23 protein-coding genes are annotated in these 23116 nt (G+C 58.7%); 19 read left to right on the forward strand and 4 right to left on the reverse strand.

From position 1 onward, the window contains the following. The first annotated feature begins 903 nt into the window (after window positions 1–903). The 7 genes from FSO04_RS48825 (at window position 904) to FSO04_RS31680 (ending at window position 6954) form a co-directional block, all read left to right on the forward strand. Window positions 904–1152, forward strand: coding sequence for an ESPR-type extended signal peptide-containing protein (locus FSO04_RS48825; RefSeq protein WP_154565536.1), 249 nt, complete (start codon window positions 904–906; stop codon window positions 1150–1152). After that, entirely contained in the window at window positions 1149–1628 is a 480-nt protein-coding gene (locus FSO04_RS31655; protein WP_154565537.1) for a hypothetical protein, read from the forward strand. Before FSO04_RS48825 ends, FSO04_RS31655 begins: the two co-directional genes overlap by 4 nt. 275 nt (window positions 1629–1903) lie before the next feature. After that, window positions 1904–2164: a hypothetical protein gene (locus FSO04_RS31660; RefSeq protein ID WP_154565538.1), complete on the forward strand. Its 261-nt coding sequence runs from the start codon at window positions 1904–1906 to the stop codon at window positions 2162–2164. Further along, window positions 2161–2595: a hypothetical protein gene (locus FSO04_RS31665; RefSeq protein WP_154565539.1), complete on the forward strand. Its 435-nt coding sequence runs from the start codon at window positions 2161–2163 to the stop codon at window positions 2593–2595. Before FSO04_RS31660 ends, FSO04_RS31665 begins: the two co-directional genes overlap by 4 nt. Window positions 2596–3255: 660 nt before the next feature. Beyond that, window positions 3256–3906 (forward strand): hypothetical protein, encoded by a 651-nt coding sequence (locus FSO04_RS31670; protein ID WP_154565540.1) that lies wholly within the window; start codon window positions 3256–3258, stop codon window positions 3904–3906. Window positions 3907–3954: 48 nt separating this feature from the next. Then, complete coding sequence (locus FSO04_RS31675) at window positions 3955–5712, forward strand: ShlB/FhaC/HecB family hemolysin secretion/activation protein (protein ID WP_154565541.1); 1758 nt, start codon at window positions 3955–3957, stop codon at window positions 5710–5712. A gap of 405 nt (window positions 5713–6117) precedes the next feature. Beyond that, on the forward strand, window positions 6118–6954 hold the full coding sequence (locus tag FSO04_RS31680; protein WP_154565542.1) for a c-type cytochrome: 837 nt from the start codon (window positions 6118–6120) through the stop codon (window positions 6952–6954). A 4-nt stretch (window positions 6955–6958) separates the two neighbouring features. Here the strand turns inward: FSO04_RS31680 and FSO04_RS31685 are convergent, their stop codons facing one another. After that, on the reverse strand, window positions 6959–7120 hold the full coding sequence (locus FSO04_RS31685; protein ID WP_266261334.1) for a molybdopterin cofactor-binding domain-containing protein: 162 nt from the start codon (window positions 7118–7120) through the stop codon (window positions 6959–6961). Between the two features lie 112 nt (window positions 7121–7232). Here FSO04_RS31685 and FSO04_RS31690 point away from each other — a divergent pair, with 112 nt between their 5' ends. The 6 genes from FSO04_RS31690 to FSO04_RS31715 all read left to right on the forward strand — a co-directional run bounded on the left by FSO04_RS31690 (window position 7233) and on the right by FSO04_RS31715 (window position 11023). After that, the gene (locus tag FSO04_RS31690; RefSeq protein ID WP_154565543.1) at window positions 7233–7643 is read left to right on the forward strand and encodes a hypothetical protein; all 411 of its coding nucleotides are present in this window, start codon (window positions 7233–7235) and stop codon (window positions 7641–7643) included. Between the two features lie 23 nt (window positions 7644–7666). Next, window positions 7667–8074 (forward strand): hypothetical protein, encoded by a 408-nt coding sequence (locus FSO04_RS31695; RefSeq protein WP_154565544.1) that lies wholly within the window; start codon window positions 7667–7669, stop codon window positions 8072–8074. Between the two features lie 139 nt (window positions 8075–8213). Continuing rightward, window positions 8214–8483, forward strand: a complete 270-nt coding sequence (locus FSO04_RS31700) for a hypothetical protein (RefSeq protein WP_154565545.1) — start codon at window positions 8214–8216, stop codon at window positions 8481–8483. Continuing rightward, the gene (locus tag FSO04_RS31705) at window positions 8480–8893 is read left to right on the forward strand and encodes a hypothetical protein (RefSeq protein WP_154565546.1); all 414 of its coding nucleotides are present in this window, start codon (window positions 8480–8482) and stop codon (window positions 8891–8893) included. The genes FSO04_RS31700 and FSO04_RS31705 overlap by 4 nt, the downstream gene beginning before the upstream one ends. 135 nt (window positions 8894–9028) lie before the next feature. Then, on the forward strand, window positions 9029–9589 hold the full coding sequence (locus FSO04_RS31710) for a hypothetical protein (RefSeq protein WP_154565547.1): 561 nt from the start codon (window positions 9029–9031) through the stop codon (window positions 9587–9589). A gap of 207 nt (window positions 9590–9796) precedes the next feature. After that, the gene (locus tag FSO04_RS31715) at window positions 9797–11023 is read left to right on the forward strand and encodes a glycosyltransferase (protein WP_154565556.1); all 1227 of its coding nucleotides are present in this window, start codon (window positions 9797–9799) and stop codon (window positions 11021–11023) included. 197 nt (window positions 11024–11220) lie between these two features. On the opposite strand, the gene FSO04_RS31720 is transcribed toward FSO04_RS31715, so the two are convergent. Then, window positions 11221–13245, reverse strand: coding sequence for an acyltransferase family protein (locus tag FSO04_RS31720; RefSeq protein WP_154565548.1), 2025 nt, complete (start codon window positions 13243–13245; stop codon window positions 11221–11223). 245 nt (window positions 13246–13490) lie between these two features. Here FSO04_RS31720 and FSO04_RS31725 point away from each other — a divergent pair, with 245 nt between their 5' ends. From FSO04_RS31725 to FSO04_RS31740, 4 genes are all read left to right on the forward strand, one after another. Then, window positions 13491–14753 carry an MFS transporter gene (locus FSO04_RS31725; protein ID WP_154565549.1) on the forward strand — a complete coding sequence of 421 codons (1263 nt, stop codon included), beginning with the start codon at window positions 13491–13493 and terminating at the stop codon, window positions 14751–14753. 109 nt (window positions 14754–14862) lie between these two features. After that, window positions 14863–15819, forward strand: a complete 957-nt coding sequence (locus FSO04_RS31730) for a LysR substrate-binding domain-containing protein (RefSeq protein ID WP_154565550.1) — start codon at window positions 14863–14865, stop codon at window positions 15817–15819. A gap of 204 nt (window positions 15820–16023) precedes the next feature. Further along, window positions 16024–17331, forward strand: a complete 1308-nt coding sequence (locus tag FSO04_RS31735; protein WP_154565551.1) for an MFS transporter — start codon at window positions 16024–16026, stop codon at window positions 17329–17331. A 60-nt stretch (window positions 17332–17391) separates the two neighbouring features. Continuing rightward, window positions 17392–18639, forward strand: a complete 1248-nt coding sequence (locus FSO04_RS31740; RefSeq protein WP_154565552.1) for a metal-dependent hydrolase family protein — start codon at window positions 17392–17394, stop codon at window positions 18637–18639. Window positions 18640–18684: 45 nt separating this feature from the next. Here FSO04_RS31740 and FSO04_RS31745 read toward each other — a convergent pair whose 3' ends face one another. After that, on the reverse strand, window positions 18685–19596 hold the full coding sequence (locus tag FSO04_RS31745; protein ID WP_154565553.1) for a DMT family transporter: 912 nt from the start codon (window positions 19594–19596) through the stop codon (window positions 18685–18687). A 124-nt stretch (window positions 19597–19720) separates the two neighbouring features. On the opposite strand from FSO04_RS31745, the gene FSO04_RS31750 reads away from it, so the two are divergent. Further along, window positions 19721–20641, forward strand: coding sequence for a LysR family transcriptional regulator (locus FSO04_RS31750; RefSeq protein WP_154565554.1), 921 nt, complete (start codon window positions 19721–19723; stop codon window positions 20639–20641). 148 nt (window positions 20642–20789) lie between these two features. Beyond that, the gene (locus tag FSO04_RS31755; protein WP_154565555.1) at window positions 20790–21899 is read left to right on the forward strand and encodes an asparaginase; all 1110 of its coding nucleotides are present in this window, start codon (window positions 20790–20792) and stop codon (window positions 21897–21899) included. Window positions 21900–21923: 24 nt separating this feature from the next. Here FSO04_RS31755 and FSO04_RS31760 read toward each other — a convergent pair whose 3' ends face one another. Beyond that, the gene (locus tag FSO04_RS31760; RefSeq protein WP_154565557.1) at window positions 21924–22703 is read right to left on the reverse strand and encodes a hypothetical protein; all 780 of its coding nucleotides are present in this window, start codon (window positions 22701–22703) and stop codon (window positions 21924–21926) included. Window positions 22704–23116 lie beyond the last annotated feature (413 nt).

Genomic DNA, 23116 nt, shown 5'->3' on the forward strand with positions numbered 1-23116 from the left:
AGCCAATCCGAAATATCCCGAGGTCCGTTTAGCGCGATGTCGACGCGCATCCAGCCACGAGGAATGCCGTCGTCATCCCCTTTCTCGTCGATTAGCGGGCGTGACTGCCTGCAAGAAATCGTACCACCTCAATTATGTTCAACACGGAAGCCATAAAGGCACCCGATGCTGTGCTGAAAACTCGCTGGCATTGTCTCTCGCGTTAGGAGTCACCTATTCAGTCCTGATTCGCGAACGCAAAGCCTCTTTGCTCAGCACAACCAGATAATTATCGAGGATTGTGAATTCTTGTTAAGACGTCGCGCACCTGACACGTCTTGACAATACTCACGGTGCGTTTCCGATATCCTCGACTACGGTATTAATACGGTGTTCGAAGAGGAATGAATAACCAGACGTACCGGTTTGCGTACAACAAGCTTTGAGGGATGTTAGTCGCGGTCGAAGAAACTACGGCTGAAACGGGCAAGGCCAATCATGGGGAATCTACTGCCGGACGGCGCCGTTCAGCTGGAGGCCAGACCATTTCAGCGTTCGCACTATGTCCATGCGGCGTTTGCCGCGGCCATGCCCGATGGTGTTGCGAGTGACTGAAATTAACGTCAGTTAATCCGGAATATAACATGCATTTAACCAGCGACTTTGACCTCACGAAACGCTGGTTTCAGTGATTTGGCCGCAGCGTCCTTGTCACTACTCGCCTAGACGAGTGATTGCTGCCGGCAGATCATGCTTGCCAGTTTTTGCCTCGCAATGCCACATCAGTAAATCTTCTGGTCGATAGGCTGAAGATGCTTTCTGCATCAGTGTTGCCCATTCACGTCACGTTACAAAATCAAACTATTGGTTACCAATTGTTTCTGATAAATTGCGTGCGCGTTCGAGTACATCAGACAAATACAAATGAATAATCGTGCATACCGGCTTGTATATAGCAAGCCGCGGGGGATGCTGGTGGCCGTTGCGGAAACGGCTACTCGAGCACGCCGATCGACTATGGGTCACAAATTGGCCCGCATGGAGCAGGATATTTCTCCTGTGCGAGCACTGACTGTCTGGTCTATAACGCCAACGTTGATCCGAATAACCCGGGCACGCAGGCGATGTATCGGAGTGAGAATACTGCGCTGCTCGTCGGTGGGACGGTCTTGACCGGCGTAGCAGGTCTAGTTGCGCCGGAAGCTGCTATTGTGATCGCCGCGGCAAACAATGGCATGCGTACATATTCGGGCGCCGCTGGTGCAGCGGTCAATGCGGCCTCTCAGGGCATCCAGATCTTCAAAGACCCCACTAAGGAGTTTGATTTTGTTGATACGGGCAGCGCGTTCGCGACCAACTATGCCACGTACGGTACCAGTGTCGCAGTCACTGTCGGCGCTACTGTAGCGACGTCTGTCGCAGCCGACCTGTTGGTTAAGCCTGTGACGAACAGCAATCCACCTAGTAAGGGAGACGCAATTGCAAATGCCGGCACGAACGCGGTGTCGAGTGCTGCTGGCTATGCGATCGGCGATGCTGTAGGGGAGACGGCTGGCCCGTTTGTGGGAGCGGGCGTATCAGAACTCCTTAACTGGGGAAGTGGTGCTATGCAGAATTATGTTTCCCCGTCGAAGACAGAGAGGAAATAGATCTATGCGAAAATGTTTGACCATCTGGTGTCTTCTAACAAGCGCGATTTCTATCGCGGTCCTTTTGTTACTGCCGCTAAAAATCGCCGCGGGCCACTATTTGGGCGGCCACCCGTGGCCTAACTTGGCTGCTCTTTCGTTCCGCGATGTGTTGTCTTTGCTCGGCGAACTTGTGCTACTGGCTGGCCTAGTTTCCTTTTTTATCGTGCTTGGTAACTGGTTTTGGCCGGACAAATTCCCGCTCCGCGCGAGATTCGGGCGCAAGGATGACTAACATGTACAACCGCCAGCTTCCTGGCAAGAAGGAGGCCCTTGCTAGGAAGCTGGCAGGCTCGAGCAATGGCCAGTGCACCGTACAACAGATGGCCGATATGTTGTGGCTGGCGGGTGTCAAAGGCAACTCGATAACACCGGATTCGATTGCGACCGTGAATGTCGCTAATGCGGGTACCGTGTACGACAACCCGTCCGCGGGCGAGCCAGAACGAGTCAGAGCGATTCCGTTTGTCAGCAAGATACCAGGAGTAAAGCCATGATCGATCTTCAATCCGGGAAAGTAAGGTTCGATGACGGATTTGAAGTCTCGTGTGCGACGACAATCGCGCAGCTTGAACGCTCTGTCTCAACGAAGCGGTCGCCGGCGACACCAGACCATACCCAGCTAAGCATCGGTGCCCACATTTCCGGGCAGAGAACTTGGGGGGTGGGCGCGATTTTTTTTCGTGAACGGTTAAAGCAAATTTGGCTTCAGTGTCTTAACGCCGATGGCGTTGATCCTGACGCTTGGGACATAGGAAACGAAAAAGCAAGAAAGAAGTTTCATGATGAATTTCTGATGGTCGCATGTTTCGGGAAGAGTGTCCTTGAAACATCTCCGGCTTCTTTGGGGTGGGCGTTTTCGTGGGGGAAGATCTCCTCGGTCATCGACATGCGTGGGGTGCAGGCATTGATCGTTGTCGACTATTGACAGTGCTGAGCGAATATATTTGGTCGTTTTATGTATTCACTTGCGCCTAATCGCTGTTCTGCTGTTGGCGTGGCTTTTTCAAATGGTTTAATCCAATCGCTGCAGATGGCGTCCAGGAAATGCTGAGCGGTGGCTATAACGGTGCGACGAGTGCGCTATCTCCACCCACTGCTAAGACAAAGAAATGACAAAGACAGTCATAAGAGTCTTCTTGCTTGGATGGTTATGGCTAACAATCAAGCTGATCTTTGCTGGCGTCGTCGGAACGGCAATTATGATTTTGGTTACCGAGCGGACCCTTGATTTTCACCATCGATCATTCGGAATGGTCTTTTTGCTATATTTTGTTCCAGGCTCCCTTGCGGCGTTCTTCGTACGACTAGGCATCTTGCTCGAAGGAAAATAATTCGGATCTGTATAGCCGTCAATTGCACCCGACGGAAGCGCAAAGGTCGCGCAGCTATGGCATCAGTCTCTGAGTGGAAGAGACTTTGGCATGGAAAACGGACCCAAAAACTCAGTGGCGAGAGGGCGTTTCATGTGAGTGAGCGGCATCAATGACGAGGCAATGACCGTCGTTTTCGCGCAGTACGAGGGGTTGGATTTCAACGGTACTTTATCTGTCGCATCGGGGGAGCTATTGAAAATTGTGGAAGCACGATGACACGTAACTTGTCACTCTTCATCCGTGTTCTGACGGCAGGCGGCATCTTCGCCCTCACTGCCGGTTGCACACCCTCACATTACGTCACAACTGCGGCTCCAGACTATCAGCCGCAAGTTTCGGCTCGTGTGCGTATCCAGTCGGGCAATGACCTGCAAGCTGCTTCGTTCAGAGTGGGTGCGTGCTATTCGAATGGTTGGCAGGGCGACCCGCAGCGGGTCAGCGTCGACGACGGTTTCTGGGCGCGCTACAAATACTCGTCACGCAGCGTTGTGATTGGCATGCCACAGAGTCCCCGACCATGGATGCGGATCGAGGGTCTGCGTTTCAAGGACATGATCCGGGAATACGTCGTTCCGGCTGGGCAGCCGATCACGTTATCGCTGAGTACAGCCGGTGACGTAGGCAGCAGCAAGTACGGTGGCTATTCGTGGGCCTGCAAGCCGCACGAGATGACCTTCACGCCGATCGCTGGGCAGGATTACGACGTGTACTTGGCCTTGCAGGAAGAAGGACGCAAGTCACATGGCTGTTCGATCGAGGTTCACCACATCGATGCCAGTGGACTGGACGAACCCGTGCAAACGCATTACGCACCTAAATGTCCGTCGTCCGACGCAGAGGCCGCGACAAAACGGGGGCCGTGAAAAGCGCCAAGCAGTCAGATCAATAATAACCAGTAGAGAAAAAGACCAATGCAACACTTACGCGTTGCGATAGCACTGTCGGCAGGACTGACGGTGACAGCTTTCGGCGCTTCGGCGCAAACGTCGCCGCCTTCGCCCGATTTCGCAAATGCCGCACGCAGCGCGGCACAGCAACAGCAACTTATCGAGCAGCAGCGTCAGGCGCAAGAACGCGCTCAGACCGTCAATGCGCCTGCCGTCCGATCAGGCACACCCAATGCCACGGGCTGGCCTGATCTGCCGACCGAGACGCCGTGCTTCCGCATCCAGTCATTCGTCCTGGACGTACCGGCGACGTTGCCCGATGCCGTTCGTGCGCAAGGTGACTCGGCGGTGCCGCAGGACCGTTTTGCCTTTGCCCGTGAATGGCTTGATCACTATAGCGGTCAATGCGTCGGCAAACAGGGGGTGGATCTGATCGTCAAGGGCCTCTCGCAGGTGATTCTCAGCCGAGGCTACATCACCACGCGCGTGCTTGTCCCGGAGCAGGACCTGTCGAAAGGAACGTTGCGCCTCTCGCTCGTGCCCGGTGTCATTCACCAATTACGCTTTGCCGACGCCGCGACGCGTGGCACGTGGAAGTCGGCATTTCCGGCACGCGGCGGCGACCTGCTCAACCTGCGCGATCTTGAACAGGGGCTTGAGCAGATGAAGCGCGTCGCGAGTCAGGACGTTGATATGCAGGTCGTGCCGACCGAAACGCCTGGTGAGAGTGATGTCGTGATTACCGTGAAGCGCACGAAGCCGTGGACGGCCGTCGCCTCGATCGACAACTCCGGCCAACGCGCGACGGGCAAACTGCAAGGGAATCTGTCGCTTGGCATCGACAACCCGCTCGGGCTGAACGACATATTCAACGTCGGGGCGAATCAGGATCTTGAATTCGGGGATAAGCGCCTGGGTTCGCACGGCTGGAACGGTTCGTATTCGATCCCGTGGGGTTACTGGACTGCCACGCTATCGGCTAACTCCAACACCTACTACCAGCAGATCGCGGGTGCGAACCAGACTTTCGTCTCGAGCGGCAATTCGCAGACGGCAGGACTCAGGCTCACGCGCGTGCTTCGCCGCAGCCAGGACGACGTGTTCGGCTTCGAGGCCCAACTGACCAAACGTTGGGGCGCCAGCTTCATCGAAGACACCGAAATTCCGCAGCAGCACCGCGACAACACGTTCGTCGAAGCAGGACTGACCGACCGTCACTACTTCGGGGCGGCGCAGTTCGACGGCACACTCGCGTACCGGCAGGGCATCGGCTGGCTAGGTGCGATGCCCGACACGTCGGGCGACGGTCCGACGTACCGTTTTCACATGGCGGTGCTTGACGCAAACCTCTCGGTGCCGTTTGCGATCGCGAACCAGAACCTGCGTTACGTGACGACCATTCATGGGCAGTTCACCAACGACACGCTGAACTATATTGACGACCTGACCATCGGCAGCCGCTACACCGTGCGCGGTTTCGACGGTGAGACGATGCTCGCGGCCGAACGTGGCTTCTACTGGCGCAACGAGCTGCAGGTTCCGATTGGACAGACGGGGCAGTTCGTGTACGCAGGGATTGACTACGGTCACGTGTTCGGTCCCAACACGGCATTCCTGGCAGGCACGCAGCTCGCGGGCGCCGTCGTCGGTTTGCGCGGCAGTGTGTCGAGCCATTTCGGTGCGCTCGGTTATGACGTGTTCGCAGGGACACCGTTGTACAAGCCAGCCACCTTCAATACAGCGCGCGTCACGTTGGGATTCCAGCTGACCGCCCAGTTCTGATGCGTTCCCGAGTGCCGCTGCCGCGTCTGGTTTCTCCGCTTCGCGGTGCTGGGCAAGATCCCTTTTATCAACGTCAACCTCTCACGACGACTATCAAGTGACTTTCATTACTCGTTGAGGACGTAGCAAAAAGCTTCTTACGATTGCACGCGGGCATCGTTGAGATCGGTCGGCATGAAAAAACGGTGGCCCGGCTGAAGCGCGATGTTTTTCCGTGTGGCTGTTCTTGCAGACGTTTTCTTCACCGCTACGTTTATGTCCGACGTATACCGTCCAGGCGAATACAATTCGCTTGGTACTTGGGCGGATACTGAGAGTTTTAAAACGAAGGGCGGCTTGCCTTTCCCGACGACTTTGGCGATTTTGCCTCTGACGCCGTCGGCAACAACAATGCACGGAGGACAAATGTCGAAGCGGGTGTTGTTTGCGGTTTTGCTCCTGACGCTCGGCGTGATCGGGCAGTGTGCGATCGCGCAGTCCATGATCGAACTCAGGATAGGCGGCAAGACCCAGTCGTTTAGCCAAGGGGCGTTGCTGGCGCGTCCGGATGCTGCTGAGATTCACGTTCCGGTAGATGTGGCCTACGGTACGTCGACGACCTATCGCGCAGTGCCGCTGGCCGACCTGCTCGGCGGCGCGACATTGCCGACGGACAGCGTGCTCGAGGCACGTGCGACCGACGGTTTCGCCGCGCAATTGCCGATGGACCTCGTGCGCAATCGTGATCCCGCGAAAGCCGTCGCATGGCTCGCTGTCGAGGACCCGGCGCAGCCGTGGCCGAAGCTGCCGGGCAAGCCGGTCAGCGCCGGACCGTTCTACCTGGTATGGATCGGCAGCGAAGCGGCATCCGTGCGCAGCGAACAGTGGCCTTACCAGATCGCGCAACTTGCTACGCAACCCTCGCCATCCGCGCGTTGGCCGGTGCTCGGCGTCGATCCGATGCTGCCGGCAACCGATCCGGTTCGCGCGGGCCAAAGCCTGTTCATCACCCAGTGTCTTGCCTGTCATCGGCTCAACCATGCGGGCAGTGCGGACACCGGCCCCGACCTCAACGTGCCGATGAATCCAGTCGAATACTTCCAGCCCGCTGCATTGCGCCGCTACATTCGCAATCCGGCATCGGTTCGAGACTGGCCCGGCCGGACCATGCCCGCTTTCCCGCAGGAGCAACTGAGCGATCGCGAGATCGATCTGATCATCGCTTATCTTGCGTACATGGCGCAGCGGAAGGTTGGACGGTAACTCACTATTCCACCTGATTGCGCGCCGCGAGCGGATTGACCACCTTGCCGACGTCTATTGCACTGACGACCCGCGCCACGCGCAGGCGTGAAATGCCGGGATCCCAGCGGACTTCCACAAAATGCACGCCATGAATGAAAACAAAACGTAATAAAAATATTTCCAAATATTTCTAAAGAACTCGTTAGTAATGTCGTTATTCGTCTTACGAATTCTGCGACCGCAGAAGTCGCGCGTATTGAACGAATCGACCAAGAGAACCCGCAACGAACAGTTGCGTGAAAACAGGAATGTCTAGCCGCACACGGGGAAGCAGCGCAGGCCACGGGAGTCTGCGTCTGCGTCAATTTCATATCAGGTTGATTGTCGCCGCGCTTATTGCCGTGCCGTGCGGTATATATGCATTTGGCATATCGGTCGACGGTGGAACGGCAATCAAGATTTCAACCGCTGCAAATGGCCATCAAACCGTCAATATCGCGCCGACCGTCGTTGGGGTTTCGAACAATACGTATAACGGCCCGGTTATCGCGGCGACGAACATCGATCTGCAGAACGCGCAAACGGTCACCAACAGCGGCACGATCAAGGCGGCGAACAGCTTTGCGACGCTTACTTCTACTACGCGGAAGGCACACCGCAGTCAGTTATCAATGCCGCAACAAAAGTACTCGGTTCGAATTTTGTGAAACCAATTCCTTAACTGAACGATATGGCTTCCTTTACCTACACAGCTTGGACAAATGGATCTGCAACGCAATTGCTTGAGAAGTTGAAGCATTTGTTCGATCAGCGAAATTTCTCAATGAAGAATCCTCAGTCGGGGATGTGTCATGTTTGGAATGGCGAAGGGGAGTGTCGTCAGATCGACGCCGATTCTCTGCAGACCATTCAAGAAGAAAAATTGCCGCTGGGGATTCAGTGGTGGCGTGGCGGCGAGGACATTTTCGTCACCTTAGCGGCCAACAAATCGGTCGGCGGCACAAATTGCAATGTCCGTCTTGTAGCATTAACCCGAGAAGAAGAAGCGGAAATAGCGAAGCTGATGATCCTGCACATCGTTCCAGAGAAGAACGTTTTTCCTGACGATTTTCCAGTTTTTCAACTGGACGCTCAGTAAACGCCGGTCGAACCTGTATACCCGGCAGTTGCACCCACAAGAAAAGACCAAGGCACAACAGATAGCCGCGAATGCGGCAGCTCAAGGTATCACGAACCCAGATGAATCGCCGATTACAGCGGGTCAGATTGAGAGCGCGATGCGTGCGGCCAACAACAGCCAGTACGGAGAGATTGTCGCGACGGGCGTCGTGGTGCCGTTGAACGCGAACACCCCGGCCACCGCGGTCTACGACACGACCGGCATGAAGACGGTAAGCGACAGTTTGGGTAACTATCTTGTGCAGGATCCGTCGATGCTCGCGACGCCTTCGCGGGCGCTGCAAGACCTGATTCAGCAGAACACCGGCGGTACGAACCGTCTTCGCTGGACGTACTTCACCATTTTCCTGAAAACCAAGCTTATATGAAAAACCTCTTTGCTCTCTCCCTCCTGCTTGGCGCGCTACCAGCATTCGCTGCAGCGCCCAAATGCCAGACACAAACTATTGGTCAGCACACCTCGAAGATCTGTATCACTGAGGTGCCGTTTCAGCACGACTACTACACGCTATCAGTCGACAACGCCGTGATTCTTTCCGCGCCCGACGACTACATTGAAAATGTCTCGCTCACCCACACGATTCCCGAGGACGCGGGCATCGAATTCCCGCTGTCGAACCAAGGCACCCCAATTGTGACCATTCAGGGCGGATGCGTGCCTGTCAGTGAAAAGCAGACCACGGGATCAAAAACGGTCAGGGTCGAGGTGGCTCGCGTTTGTTCGTTCAAGTGGGGTAACGAACAGATTGTCAAGGACCTCCGCTTCAGCTTCGAATGAAGTACGCACGGATGCATGGGGCCGGCGACGTCATGGAGCGATAGCCTTCGTGTCACTTGAAGCGCTTGATGCATTCGATCCCACCACACCAACCGAAACTCCATACCAAACCACAACGCTAGAAGACCTCATACTATGAAAAAACTCCTCCTCGCCGCTCTCTGCCTCTCAACGACCTCGGCCTTCGCTGCCAGTCAGGTTTTGCTGGAAACCCCAGTCACCTACGCACCGGACGCCAGCGTCGTCGACCAGATCAAAAACGAATGTCACATCGAAGACATGCTCACGAACCACGTCGGCGAGGTGCTCCGCAAGATCAACAGAACCGGCGACGGCACCATCGCATCGCAAGCCGACGCGGGCGGCGCAAAGATTCTCAGATTGCAGATCACCCACGTACTGGGCGTCGGCGGCGGCGCGTGGAGCGGCCCCAAGGCTACGACTGTGAGTGCGGATCTGATTGAAGACGGCAAGGTCATCCGTCACACCAAGATCAACCGCTGGTCGGTCGGCGGCATGTGGGGTGCGTTCAAAGGAAGTTGTTCGATTCTGGATCGCACGACCATTGTGATCAGCAAGGACCTGAGCCGTTGGGTGCGCGACCCGTCCTATGAGATCAAGGAAGAAGCTCCGCCGAAAGAGGCTTCCGCGCCGACGGCTCAAACCGATTCGGCGAGTTCCGCGAAGGCCGAGTAAGCGGTCGTCCGTCAGAGGGTGTACGCTGCGTCGAACACCGCAAGCGCTGTTGCGCGTATACGTCAGTTCGTTCGACAGACTGATTTATGCAACAACGCCCAGTTGCAGGGGAAATCCGCAACTGGCGCGGAGACCTCAGCCAACGCGACGCTTGGCGGAGGCTCGGGTACGGGCCTCCGTTCCGAGAACCTTAAGAAACAAAAGTTTATGTTCAATAGCAAGTCTCAATCGAAAAACGACGGACGTATCCGTGTCCTTTTCCACGTCACGGATTTCAACGACGGCGGTATTGAATCTTCGCTGATCCAGTGGCTGAGGATTCTTGATCGAACCCGCTTCAAAGTCTCGCTGTCTGTGATGCACACGTCGCCGGCATGGGAAAATCGCTTTCGCATGCTGATTCCGCCCGATGTGGACGTGGAGATCCTGGTGGATCGTCCGTGGCTCAGGTATTTCCAGTCGAAGCGATACGAGCGGCGTCTCGGCAAATTGGGGCGCATCGCGCGTGACGTCCACAACACATTGGCGGTTCGGCCGCATGTGGCAAAGCGGGCGGCGCAGCTTGCGCATGGCGTGGACGTTATCGTCGATTTCGACATGTCTTTGCGTCGGCTGTCCGGCCGCTTCGACGTTGCGTGGCTGGGCGTCAATCACTTCAGCTTCGACGCGCGCCTCGGCGGCAGGCCCCGCAAGATCCAGCGTCTGCTAACCCAGTACCGGCGCTATCACGGCGTTGCCGCGTTGAACCAACATATGGCTGACGAGGCGGCGCGGATTTTCGACGGGAAGCTGGAGAGAGTAATTGTCTTACCGAACGCCATTGATATCGAATCGATCCGCGAGCGCGCCTCAGCGTGCCACGACGACATTCAGTTGACGCCCAATGGCGCACCCTACATCGTTTCCGTCGCGCGCCTCGATGAAGTTCAGAAAGATCATCGAACGCTATTGCGCGCGTATGCTGAACTGGCGCGGCGTGGTGCCGTTGAGGAGCACCTTGTTATCGTCGGAAACGGCGCATATCTCGAGGAACTTCAGAGCCTCGCGCGCGAACTGGACGTACGTGAACGGGTGCATTTCGTGGGCCATCAGGACAATCCGCACCCCATCGTGGCGCGCGCCTCGTTACTGGTCCTGAGTTCTAAATACGAAGGAATGCCGATGGTGTTGCTGGAAGCCTTGGCAATCGGTAAGGCAATCGTTGCGACCGATTGCCCAACCGGACCGCGCGAGATTCTCGATGGTGGGAAAGCAGGCACTCTCGTGCCGGTGGGCGATATCCGTGCGATGGCAGATGCGATGGAACGGCTATTGACGGACATCGGGCCTCGTGAGGCATTGGCCGTCAAGGCTCGGACACGGGCGGACCATTACGGTATCGAGGAGAGCAATCGTAGGCTGCTGTCGTTTCTCGAGGCAGTGGGGGCAGCGTAGGTGACCTGGAGATTGAATGCTTATCCCGGTCCTGCTGGAAACTTCGGTGGGTTGCGTACCTGGTGTCAGCGTAGTCGACCCCGCGAATGCCCATTTTCAGGTTATATCTGCCCGCCCGTCCAGCGCACCGAGCGGCGTCTCAACCAGTAAGATCGGCAAACTGGTTGCGGCCAAAACTCAGTTTGCCGGTGTCGCGTTTATTTGTAGCGCAGGATCTTGTCCAGTTCGCCGGGATGTCTCTTCAGATATTGCGGGTACAGCAGCGTGCTGCCAGCCACGCTCAGGTGGTGATAGTCGTCGTACCGGTAGATCGGGAGTCCGTCAAAATCGAGCGTGCACTTTGTATCCGAACAAGGCACATCGTGCGTATGGACAATGTCGACCTGGGGGTACTGTGATCGCAGTTTCTCAAGCATGGCCGCAACAGGTGCATGTTCATCCGTCGCTCTCGACACGTTGAACTCACACGCCTGTTTGTGGATAGGGATAAACAGGTCGTTCTTGAAGTCGCAGTTGATCAGGTTCGTAGGGATCGTCGGTACGTCGTCCATCAGGATGACGTGCTTGCCGGCCTCGGTCAGCTTGCCGATCGTCGAAGCGAATTCGGCGTCAAATTGATATGGCGTGAATCCGTGGCCATTCGGACCGGAATCGCGATTGACTGAGAGGTTTTGATAGTTTTGCCAGGCCGCCGCCATAAACACCGTTTTGATGTCGGGCCGTGACATTACGTATGACATGACCGCCTTGTCGTGCGCGACACATTTCAGGTGATCTTCCGTCAAGGTGGGATCGCCCGGAAGCGCGGGCTCACGCTCGATCGGTGGACACAGCGTCAGCGCGACGTCGTGAATCTGGAGATCGTATTGCTTGCCCAGTTGATCGAAGAAATAGATTAGGTGATAGGCATGCGAATCGCCCCACAGGATCGCTTTGTCCGTTGAGGCAGCCGCGCCGAGGTGACAGCCCGACTCCTCGGTGACGTCCACCTTGGACCAGCACGCTTTACCGCGGGGCATGTCGAACAACGCATCGCCTGACCAATGAACGTCGCTGCGGATCTTCGCGGGATACGCAAACAGGAAGCCATTCGTGAGCTTGCCGGTCGCCGCGAGTGCGCCCGCGATCAAGAGCGGTGCGGCCAGCAGGTAAAGAATCGCCGATCGGGTCGAAAGCTTCGATTCGCGGACACGTCGCTCAAGATAGCGGTACGTCAGCCAGGAAAGGAAATAGGTCCCACCGATTGCCAGCATGTAGTTCCGCGACGTGGCGAGGTCGAGTCGACGCAGCGCAAAAAATACCGGCCAGTGCCACAGGTATAGCGGATAAGAGATTTTCCCGGTCAGCACCATCGCCCGGTTGCCTATCAACCCGTCGGCGACCCGCGAGTGCCGGCCCGCGGCGATGATGAGCATCGTGCCGCCACAGGGGACGAGGGCACCCATGCCGGGAAACTGCGAGGTCCGACTGACACCGAAAATGCCGGCGAGGACAATCGCTACGCCGACCAGCGTGAGCACGTCGAAAACAGCGGACCGCGAAACCTGCCGATTGACCTGGATCGTCGCAAGCCATGTGCCGAGCAGGAATTCGAAAGCGCGCAGGTGCGCGAAGTAATAGGTTGACGCCGCGCCATGCCGGAATGCAAGCACCGCCCAGACGAACGAAACGACCGTGACGAGCCAGAGCGACGGAACGATCCAGCTTCTGCGTTTCCGGTAGAGCAACGCGAGAAATATCGGAAGGCAAAGATAGAACTGCTCTTCGACGGATAGCGACCAGGTATGAAGCAGGGGCTGGTCCGACGCAGCCGCATCGAAATAGCCCGTTTGTTTCGATAAAAAGATATTCGATGTCATTGTCGCGACAGCGAGTATGTTTTTAGTGAGCTGAAAGCTGTCTTCGGGGAATGAAAACAGGATGCTGAAAACAAAAATCGCCGCGAGCATCACGTAAAGCGCGGGTGCGAGGCGCTTTGCGCGTCTCGCGTAAAAGTCAGCGAGCGAGAACGTGCCACGCGACAAGTCGCCGAGAATCGACGTTCCCACTACGAATCCGGAGATTGTAAAAAACACGTCGACCCCGATAAATCCACCGCTGAATCCGCTGAAGCCGGCATGACAGAAAATCACGGCAAACACGGCGATGGCCCGAAGACCGTCGATATACGGGCGGTAGCGCTGGGAGAAATGCTGTATTTGAATTGGCAGCGCTTGTCGCATAGCGGTAATTTTGCGTTGTTATACGTGCGTGCAAGAGACGCTTCTTACGAGTGGATTACGAATCACCTTAGACGATTCGCTCTAGGGTCGAGATGATAACTCGTGCACGGGATCGAACGTCCAGATCGCGCCTGAAAGCCGAACGCAGAGCCCATAAAGGCCTCGCGTATGCATAAAAATAAAATAAACAAACTTGCTCTAAACTACCTGCCGCCCCAGCCAGCCTAGTAGAGAGCAAGACACCAATGCCCATACCCCCAGCCGACCCCGCCGGCGACCCTAACTTCAGTTTGCCAAAATACCCCGCATTCCAACGTTTCTGGTGTACCCGTATCCTCTCATCGCTGTCGTTCCAGATGCTCGCCGTGGCAATGGGCTGGCACATCTACGCACTCACGCATAGCGCCTTCGCACTGGGTCTCGTCGGCCTCGCCCAATTTCTGCCGATGTTCGTGCTGACGCTCGTGGTTGGTCACGTCGCCGACCGTTACGACCGTCGCCGGATTGCGGCCATCTGTCAAAGCCTCGAAAGCGTCGCTGCATTGCTATTCGCCTTCGGCACCTTCGGTGGCTGGATCAGCGCGCCGATTATCTACGTTCTGGCCGCATGCGTGGGCGCAGCCCGCGCCTTCGAGTCGCCTGCGGTTGCATCGCTGTTGCCGGGCGTCGTGCCACGCGGGCAATTGCCCAAAGCGACGGCATGGGCCACCTCCGCGAATCAAACCGCCCAGATCGCAGGTCCGGCATTGGGCGGCCTGCTGTACGGGATCGGTCCGGGCGTGGCCTACCTCGCGTGCACGCTGTCGTTCGCGGCCGCCGCCGCCACTGTGTGGGCCATCCCATTGCAGGCTAAGCTGGCGAGCCGCGCGCCGGTGACGCTCAAGTCAGTGTTCTCGGGTATCGCTTTCATCCGCAAGGAGCCTGTCATACTCGGCGCACTGTCGCTCGACCTTTTCGCCGTGCTGTTCGGCGGCGCGACAGCGCTGCTGCCGGTTTTTGCGCGCGACATCCTGCACACGGGGCCGCTCGGTCTCGGCCTGTTGCGCTCAGGCACCGCCATCGGCGCGCTCGCGGGCACCATCTGGCTCGCGCATTTCCCGCTGCGCAACCGGCCCGGCACTGCGATGTTCGGCGGCGTGATTGCGTTTGGTGCGGCGACTGTGGTCTTCGGCCTGTCGCATCAATTCTTCCTGTCGCTCTTCGCGCTCATGGTGCTGGGCGCATCGGACACCATCAGCGTGGTGGTGCGCCTGTCGCTCGTGCAACTGCGCACGCCGGACGAAATGCTGGGTCGTGTCAGCGCAGTCAATTCGCTTTTCATCGGGACGTCGAATCAACTGGGTGAATTCGAATCCGGTGTGACGGCAGGGTGGTGGGGCACGCAACCGGCCGTACTGGTGGGCGGCATCGCAACGATTGCCGTCGCGCTGCTGTGGATGCGATTTTTTCCGGAACTAAAGCATACGCGCTCGTTGGAACGGGAAGAGGCGCTAGCGCCAAGTCATTGATCGTGGCGCTGAAGCCGAAGCCGCGCAGTTACACGCTACATCGCACGCGTAATTTGACGCGCGCTTCGACCCGCTATGATGGTGGCAACCTCACTCGGCCACCCTCATCATGCGGATCGCCCCTTTACCCCCGCTTCAATGTCTGATCGCATTCGAATCGGCCGTGCGCCATGCCAGCTTCACTAAAGCGGCCGTGGAACTGCATCTGACGCAAAGCGCGGTCAGCCGCCAGATCGCGCAACTCGAAGACTTCCTCGGCCGCTCGCTCTTCGTACGCGAGCACCGCGCCCTACGGTTGACGATCGCAGGCGAACGTTACGCCAAGCATGTGCAGTGGCTGCTCGCCAATTGCTCGGAAGCGACGCTCGATGTGATGAAGCGATACGGCGATCTGGAGTTGACGATCGCGTGTTCGTCGGGCGTGGCGGTGTTGTGGCTTACGCCGCGCCTGGGTGCGTTTCGCGCGGCCCATCCGAACGTGAAGATCCGGATGATCGTGCGCGACGGGCTCGCATCGTTGTCGCCCGCGGAATTCGACGTGGGTATGTACTACATCAGGCAGCGTGCCGAGCCGCATTTCACCGCCCGCCGCATTTTCGACGAAGACGTGTACCCGGTATGTTCACCCGGATATCTCGCCGGCCGCGTGCTGGAGCCAGCCGATCTCGTGCATGAAACATTGCTGATGCAGGAAGACGGTCAGCGGCAATGGATGTCGTGGCCCGAATGGTTCCGTCTCAACAATGTGCAGATGCCTGCGTCTCCGCAGTCGGTCGTCGTCAATCATTATCCGCAACTCGTGCAGATGGCGATTCTAGGCCAGGGCGTCGTGCTCGGCTGGCGTCACATGATCGATGCGTGTCTGAACGAGGGGCTGCTGGTGCGCGCCACGCGAGCATCAGCGAGCCACGGTGGCGGGTACTACGTCGTATCGCCGAACGACCGCGCGGAGAACCAGGCGGCGCGCCTCTTTACGCGCTGGCTTTTCGAGCAGGCAGAGGCGCAGACAAGCGGGCAAACGGCTGGGCAAACACCCGCGGAGACGAGCAACGCGCCCGCAGCCTGACTGCATTTCGCATGCGCCACGCGCATGCGTGCATGCGAATCTTTCGTTTCGAAAACAAATCAGGTCTCTCTACGATCGGCTTTATGCATGCAAAGGCGCCGCTCGATTCCGACACGCCGCCTTGCTGGCAAACGCTCGCCGAACCCGTAGCCACGCAGCGGCTTCACGACTAGCCGCACAAGCAGCCTGATAAGGAAAGAGACCATGCAAGGAACGCTTTCATCCAACGTCGCGATATCCGTGGATTCGCTCGCGCAGCAGCGGCGCCGCGCCATTATCGCCACTGTGCTCGGTAACGGGCTCGAGTGGTTCGACTTCACCGTTTATAGTTTTTTCGCGGTGATCATAGCCAAGCTGTTCTTTCCGACCGGCAGTGAACTCACTTCGTTGCTGCTTGCTGTCGCGACGTTCGGCGTGGGCTTTTTCATGCGGCCGGTGGGCGGCATGGTGCTCGGCGTGTACGCGGATAAAGTCGGACGAAAAGCGGCGCTCTCGCTGACCATTCTGCTGATGGCGGGCGGCACCGCGCTCATCGGTCTCGCGCCGACCTATGACCAGATCGGTCTGTGGGCGCCGGTGCTGATCGTGGTCGCCCGCTTGCTGCAAGGTTTTTCGGCCGGCGGTGAAATGGGCACCGCCACCGCGTTTCTTACCGAATATGCGCCGGCGGGCAAGCGCGCATTCTATTCGAGCTGGATTCAGTCGAGCATCGGCTTTGCCGTGCTGCTGGGCGCCGGGGTCGGCACCTTCGTGACGTCGAGTCTGAGTGCCGATGCGCTGCATTCGTGGGGCTGGAGAATGCCGTTCCTAATCGGCATTCTGATCGGACCGGTCGGCTATTTCATTCGTAGCCGCATGGACGAAACACCGGCGTTTAGCGCCGTAACGGAAGAGGCCAAAAGCGATTCGCCGCTGGCGGAAGTGTTCCGCCGCTTTCCGCGTGAGACGTTTGCGAGCTTTTCGATGGTGATTCTGTGGACGGTCTGCACTTACGTGCTGCTGTTCTATATGCCGACGTATTCGGTGCGCACGCTGCATCTGCCGCAATCGATGGGCTTTCGTGCCGGCATGTTCGGTGGCGTGATGATCATGTGTTTCTCGCCGGTGGTCGGCAAGCTCGCTGACCGCTTCGGCCGCCGCCGCTTCCTGTCCGGCGCAGCGGTATTGATCCTGCTGCTTGCATGGCCGATGTTCGCTTACATCAACCGTGCGCCTGGGCTCGCTTCGTTGATGGTGTTTCAGGGCGTGTTCGGCCTGCTGATCGCCACCTACACCGGTTCGATTCTCGCGGCTTTCTCCGAGCTGTTCCCGACCAAGGTGTTGTCGACGGGCCTCTCCGTTGCGTACAACTTCGCGGTGACGATTTTCGGTGGCTTCGCGCCGTTCTTCATCACGTGGCTGATTGCGTCGACGGGTAGCAATATGGCACCCGCAATCTACGTGATGATCGCCGCGACCATCAGTCTCATCGGCACGTTCTATGTGCGCGATCCACGCCGCAGCCACGCCTGAGGCGGCGCGTCCGGCGAGCGAAAGGCGGACGGATTCCTTCATCCAGTCAGGAAGATATCAATGAGCATTACGGTAATCAGCGGCGGTAACGTACTCGATCTGGCCCAGGGCGCGTTGCTTGAACATCATCACGTCGTGATCGAAAACGGCCGCATCGTCGAAGTCACCGATCGTCCTGTCGACCTGCCGAATGCACGCGTGATCGACGCACGCGGCAAGACGGTGATGCCCGGCCTGATCGATTGTCACGTGCACGTACTGGCTTCACGCGCGAACCTCGGTGTGAATGCGACGCAGCCGAATATCCTCACCGCGATTCGCGCGCTGCCGATCCTGAAGGCGATGCTCGGCCGCGGCTTTACGACGGTGCGTGACGCGGGCGGCGCAGATTGGGGTTTGACGCAAGCGCTGGAGAGCGGGTTGATCCCGGGGCCGCGTATTTTCCCGTCGGGCAAGGCGTTGTCGCAAACCGGCGGTCACGGCGATTTCCGTCCACGCGGTGACGTGCTCGAACCCTGTTCATGCGCCTTTCGTGCCGGGGCGATTGCGCGAGTGGTCGACGGTGTCGACGCGGTGCGGCTTGCAGTGCGTGAAGAGATTCAGAAGGGCGCGACGCAGATCAAGATCATGGCCTCCGGCGGCGTCGCTTCGCCGACAGATCCGATCAGCAACACGCAATACTCCGAGGACGAAATCCGCGCGATCGTCGCGGAAGCTGAAGCAGCCAACACATACGTGATGGCGCATGCTTACACCGGCCGCGCGATTTCGCGTGCGATTCGCTGTGGCGTGCGCACGATCGAGCACGGCAATCTGGTCGACGAAGCCGCGGCAAAACTGATGCGCGAGCACGGCGCATTCGTCGTGCCCACGCTGGTCACCTACGATGCGTTGGCCAAACACGGCGCCGACTACGGCTTGCCCGCCGATTCGATTGCCAAGGTCGAGACCGTGCGGCAAGCGGGGCGCGACTCGCTGCAGATCTATGCAAACGCCGGTGTGCCGATGGGGTTCGGATCGGACCTGCTCGGCGAAATGCATACGTTCCAGAGCGACGAATTGCGCATTCGTGCCGAGGTGCTCGGCAATCTGGAAGCATTGCGTTCGGCCACCACGATCGCGGCCGAGATCGTCGATCGCAGCGGCAAGCTAGGTGTCATCAAAGCAGGGGCAATTGCCGACGTACTGGTGGTCGACGGCAATCCGCTCAAGGATATCGGCGTGTTGACCGGGCAGGGCGAGCGGCTCGCGTATGTCTTGCAGCATGGCGAGGTGGTGAGCGAACGGGGCACGGTCGCGTCGCGCTAATCGGAAGGTGCGTGTGCAGCGATCGGAGCGGGCCTCGGAAAATCTCTAAGCCTCCGCCGCGCTCACACGCAACGCGGTCCATCGCACCGTCGCGAGAATCGATGCTGCAACGATCAACGCACCGCCGATCCATGCCGCCGTTGAAATCCGTTCACCTAACCAGACGCACGCAAACAGCGCGCCGAAGGCGGGCTCGCTGCCCATCAGCAACGACACGCGCGTGGGGCTACTGCGTTTGATCGCAAAGTTCTGTGCAAAGAACGCGAACAACGTACACGCGATCACCAGATAGCCGATGTAGCCCCAGAAGATGGCGTGCCCAGCAAGCGACGGCACCGGTTGCCACTGTTGCGGCACAAACAGCACCGCCACCGCTGCGCTGCCAAATGCCACCACGCCCGACTGAACTGCCGTCACCGACAAAGGCGGCAACGCGGAGTCGCGCATCACGCGTTTAGTCACACACACGTTCAGCGCGCGCAGCAGTGCGGCGAGCAGAATCAGCGCGTCGCCGGGATTGAAACTCAGCGCGCCATCCCCCGCCAGCAGCCAGGCACCGAACAGCGAAAGCGCGACCGCCACCCATTCGATGCGAGTCGGCCTGCGCTTGAGCAGCCACCATTCGACGAGCGGCGTCATCACCACGCACAGGCTGATCAGAAACGCCGCATTGGCCGCGCGCGTCAGCAGAATACCGAAGGTTTCGCAGAGAAAGATACCGAGAAGCAACGCGCCCGCGATCAGCACACCGCGCATTGTGCGGGCATCGGTGGCGCGCAAATGACGCAAGGTGGGCGACAGGATCACGAAGGTGATGCCGAAGCGGATCGCGAGCAAACCTAGAACCGGATAGAACACCAGGGCGCTTTTGACGACGCCGTAACTGGTGCCCCATACCACGGCGACCGCGAGCAGCATCAGATCGGAGAGCAGAAGCAGGCGTTCTTGTTTCGACATGGCGGACCTCAGGCAGATGAGCGCGTATTGTCGAACTTTGCTTATAAGGCGATAATCGGGTCGCTGTGCATAGCATTTATGTTTCAGATGCATCAATCGGCTCAAACTCCACGAGCGCCCGACGATGAACCCAACCGACCTTTTTGCCTTGCTGCCGGACATGGCGGTTTTCGCGCGCGTCGTCGATGCCGGCAATTTTTCGGTCGCCGCACGTCAGCTCGGCAGTACGCCGTCCACGGTCAGCCGTCAGATCAAACGGCTCGAGGACGCATTGGCGACACGCCTGCTCGAACGGTCCACGCGCACGGTGCGGGTCACGGAATCCGGTGCCCAGGTGGCGCGTTTTTGCCGCGACATGGTGAGCGCCGCCTCGGGCGCGGTGGATGCCGCCGGGCAACTGGCCGCACGGCCGCAAGGCAAAGTGTGCGTGAGCGCGCCCACCGCGTTCGCTAAGACCGTGATTCATCCGCTGATTCCCGGCTTTCTGCGCGCCTACGATGAAGTCGACCTGCAACTGCTGTTCACCGATCACGACGTCGACCCGCTCGCCGACGATGTCGATCTGGTGATCCGTCTGACCGAGCATCCGCCGCAAGGGCTCGCGGGACGCAGGCTGGGGGCCGTGCGCTGGCTGCTGGGTGCATCGCCGGCTTATTTGCGTGAGCACGGCACGCCGGCGCAACCGCGCGATCTCCTCAAGCACGATTGCATCTACCTCGGCGAAACTGCCGACGACAACCGCTGGCGCTTTCGCCGTGGCACGGAGACGCAAACCGTCGACGTGAAAGGGCGTTACATCGCCAATCATGCAGGTGCGCGGCTCGAAGCCGCGCAGCAGGATTTCGGCATCGCGAACCTGCCTGAGTTTGCCGCCACCGATGCATTGCTCAGTGGCGAACTCGTGCGGGTGCTGCCAGACTGGAATCTCGAAGCGCGCGCTTACGTGGGGTCGGTGTGGCTGTTATATCCGCCGAACCGCTTCTTGCCGCCGAAGGTGAGGGCGCTGATCGACTATCTTGTCGAGCATATTCGCGAAGCTGCTTAAGCGGTGGTCCGCCGCGTCGTGCGAATCGCTTGCATGCCGTGGCCGACCCGTGGAGATTTGGATTGAGCGAAAGACGAACGTAGAATCGCTCGCGTCACCATGATTGATAACGATCGCGACGACCGACGCGATCAGGAGGAGAACGAACATGACCTTGCGTGAAACCGGGCTGATTGCGGCGACTGTCTATCGCGGCGAAGCGATCGAGAACACACATATCGCCCATGTCGCGGTGGTTCAGGCAGACGGCCGCCTGCTGTACTCATTCGGTGATCCGTCGCGTATCACGCTGGCACGCTCCGCGGCAAAGCCGGCACAGGCTTTGGCGGTAGTCGAGACTGGCGCGCTCGAGCGATTCGGTTTCGACGAAACGGATCTCGCGCTCATGTGTGCGTCGCACAGCAGCGAGCCGCGCCACATCGAACGGACGAGGCAGATGCTGGCCAAGGCGCAGGTCAGCGAAGCCGATCTGCGTTGCGGCGGCCATCCCCCGCTGTCCGACGCCGTGTACATCGACTGGCTGAAGCGCGATTTCAAACCGGACGCGGTGTGCAGCAATTGTTCGGGCAAGCACGCCGGCATGCTGGCCGGGGCGCGTTCGATCGGCGCGGCGATACGGGGTTATGAACTGCCAGAGCATCCGCTACAGGTGCGCGTGAAGCATACCGTCGCCGAGGTATGCGACTTGCCGGACGACGCGGTGCAATGGTCGATTGACGGTTGCAATCTGCCGACGCCGGCGTTCGCCCTCGATCGACTCGCCCGACTGTTCGCGAAGCTCGCGGCTGCGGAGGACGAGGTTTCGGCTTCATCTGCGGCTTCTTCGTCCATTGCTTCTTCCATTTCGCCACGCACGGTCGCGCTCGCACGCATCTATCGTGCGATGGCCTCGCATCCGGAGTGGGTGGCAGGTGAGGGGCGCTTCTGTACCGCCTTGATGCGGGCGTTCGATGGCGCGCTGATCGGCAAGGTCGGCGCAGACGGCAGCTACGCAATCGGCGTGCGGGCGTCCCGGCAAACCGAGCAGCTTGGCGCCAACGGCGCACTCGGCATTGCGGTGAAGGTGGAGGACGGCAACATCGGCGTGCTGTATGCAATCGTTGCTGAACTGCTCGCGCGGCTTGATATCGGCAGCCCTGAGCAACGTGCGCAACTGGGCGCGTTTCATGCGCCGCCGATGATCAACACTATGGGCATCGAAATCGGCCATCTGGCATTTTCGCTTGCGCTTGAAGCGCATTCACACCGCGAGGCGTGAAGGTGTGCGGAGTGCTGTGGCCGGTTACGCGTCGTCTTTCTTGAAGCGATCTTGTATGGCCACCAGTTGATCGTCGCTGGTGGCTACGATCCACAGACGGGCGCGCTCGGCCATCAGGCGATTGTGATCTTTTAGCACGCCCATCGACACGGCCGTTTTCCACGCGACGGGTGCGGCGCGACTGGTTCTTCCGGACGGCGTGCCGACCAGCAATGCGTAGGGACCGAGGGGCAGCGAGACGAACGGCATGGCCGGCTTGACGCGCACGCGCCAGTCGATGAAGGGTGAATCGCTGAAGAGAAGCGGCGTGGGTAGACCGTGTAGCACGGTGAAGTCATAGAGCGCTAATTGTTCGCGCATGGGTGTGTAGACCCGGCGAATATCGTCGACGAGCGCCGCGCGGATTTCGTCGTCGAACATTGCTTCCTGCGTGTAGTGGTCGACTGCTTGCAGCGCGTCGTGCTGGTAGGCGCTGAAGATTGCCAGGTCGAGGCAATCGTGAACGGCGCGTTGGACTTCCGCGGCGGAGCCGGCTTCTTCAGGTTTGCCGAGTTGCGCGGCGCGGAGGAAGCGCGCGAGGGCAGCGTCCTGGGTTGCGGGGCCGGTGGCTAGCGGGTCGTCGGTGGTGTCTTTGTCGAGCGGGACGTAGAGGTATTTTTCTGCTGCGAAGCGAGATTTTTTGCCATCATCGAAGGCGATTTCGCCGGTGGCGCAGTTGATGTAGCGAGTGCCGATGTGGCCGTGTTCCCACACGAAGTTTTTCAGGAAGGGGCGCAGGGGGTGGAGTGGGTCAGGGTGTTGCATTTTTCTGTTGCACTCCGTGCGGGTTGGGGTTTGGGTATGGTCACATAGAAATTGGGGTTTATGGTTTTTTTCCCTGCGGGGCGGTTTGGTTGTTTGCCTACGGCGTTGGGATTTGCTGGGGTTGTTTGCCTGCGCGGCGCTTTTTGTCAGTGATCTTAGGGCGTTGGCCTTTCCTTGAATTGTTAGTGGTTTATTAGCGTTGCCCCTGTGCGGGGCGGCACTTACTTCTCTTTGCCGGCCGCAAAGAGAAGTAAGCAAGAGAAAGCGGCTCAAACCGCTACTGCTAAGCGGGTACCGTGGTCTGCTGCGGGTAGTGGTGCATCTGGAATCCGTGTTCTCGCACATTCCGCGTTAGTGACAAAGGACTCATCAGCTCCCACTCCGCACTACGTGCGTCGCGGACGGGTCTGCAT

The organism is Paraburkholderia madseniana (genome assembly GCF_009690905.1).
In the GTDB taxonomy this organism is placed as follows: Bacteria; Pseudomonadota; Gammaproteobacteria; order Burkholderiales; family Burkholderiaceae; genus Paraburkholderia; species Paraburkholderia madseniana.

Bases quoted from the DNA above. Each gene is read 5' to 3' on its own strand.
- FSO04_RS48825 (WP_154565536.1), top strand. From the start codon at position 904: ATGAATAATCGTGCATACCGGCTTGTATATAGCAAGCCGCGGGGGATG.
- FSO04_RS31660 (WP_154565538.1), top strand. From the start codon at position 1,904: ATGTACAACCGCCAGCTTCCTGGCAAGAAGGAGGCCCTTGCTAGGAAG.
- FSO04_RS31665 (WP_154565539.1), top strand. From the start codon at position 2,161: ATGATCGATCTTCAATCCGGGAAAGTAAGGTTCGATGACGGATTTGAA.
- FSO04_RS31670 (WP_154565540.1), top strand. From the start codon at position 3,256: ATGACACGTAACTTGTCACTCTTCATCCGTGTTCTGACGGCAGGCGGC.
- FSO04_RS31675 (WP_154565541.1), top strand. From the start codon at position 3,955: ATGCAACACTTACGCGTTGCGATAGCACTGTCGGCAGGACTGACGGTG.
- FSO04_RS31680 (WP_154565542.1), top strand. From the start codon at position 6,118: ATGTCGAAGCGGGTGTTGTTTGCGGTTTTGCTCCTGACGCTCGGCGTG.
- FSO04_RS31695 (WP_154565544.1), top strand. From the start codon at position 7,667: ATGGCTTCCTTTACCTACACAGCTTGGACAAATGGATCTGCAACGCAA.
- FSO04_RS31700 (WP_154565545.1), top strand. From the start codon at position 8,214: ATGCGTGCGGCCAACAACAGCCAGTACGGAGAGATTGTCGCGACGGGC.
- FSO04_RS31705 (WP_154565546.1), top strand. From the start codon at position 8,480: ATGAAAAACCTCTTTGCTCTCTCCCTCCTGCTTGGCGCGCTACCAGCA.
- FSO04_RS31710 (WP_154565547.1), top strand. From the start codon at position 9,029: ATGAAAAAACTCCTCCTCGCCGCTCTCTGCCTCTCAACGACCTCGGCC.
- FSO04_RS31715 (WP_154565556.1), top strand. From the start codon at position 9,797: ATGTTCAATAGCAAGTCTCAATCGAAAAACGACGGACGTATCCGTGTC.
- FSO04_RS31720 (WP_154565548.1), bottom strand. From the start codon at position 13,245: ATGCGACAAGCGCTGCCAATTCAAATACAGCATTTCTCCCAGCGCTAC.
- FSO04_RS31725 (WP_154565549.1), top strand. From the start codon at position 13,491: ATGCCCATACCCCCAGCCGACCCCGCCGGCGACCCTAACTTCAGTTTG.
- FSO04_RS31730 (WP_154565550.1), top strand. From the start codon at position 14,863: ATGCGGATCGCCCCTTTACCCCCGCTTCAATGTCTGATCGCATTCGAA.
- FSO04_RS31735 (WP_154565551.1), top strand. From the start codon at position 16,024: ATGCAAGGAACGCTTTCATCCAACGTCGCGATATCCGTGGATTCGCTC.
- FSO04_RS31740 (WP_154565552.1), top strand. From the start codon at position 17,392: ATGAGCATTACGGTAATCAGCGGCGGTAACGTACTCGATCTGGCCCAG.
- FSO04_RS31745 (WP_154565553.1), bottom strand. From the start codon at position 19,596: ATGTCGAAACAAGAACGCCTGCTTCTGCTCTCCGATCTGATGCTGCTC.
- FSO04_RS31750 (WP_154565554.1), top strand. From the start codon at position 19,721: ATGAACCCAACCGACCTTTTTGCCTTGCTGCCGGACATGGCGGTTTTC.
- FSO04_RS31755 (WP_154565555.1), top strand. From the start codon at position 20,790: ATGACCTTGCGTGAAACCGGGCTGATTGCGGCGACTGTCTATCGCGGC.
- FSO04_RS31760 (WP_154565557.1), bottom strand. From the start codon at position 22,703: ATGCAACACCCTGACCCACTCCACCCCCTGCGCCCCTTCCTGAAAAAC.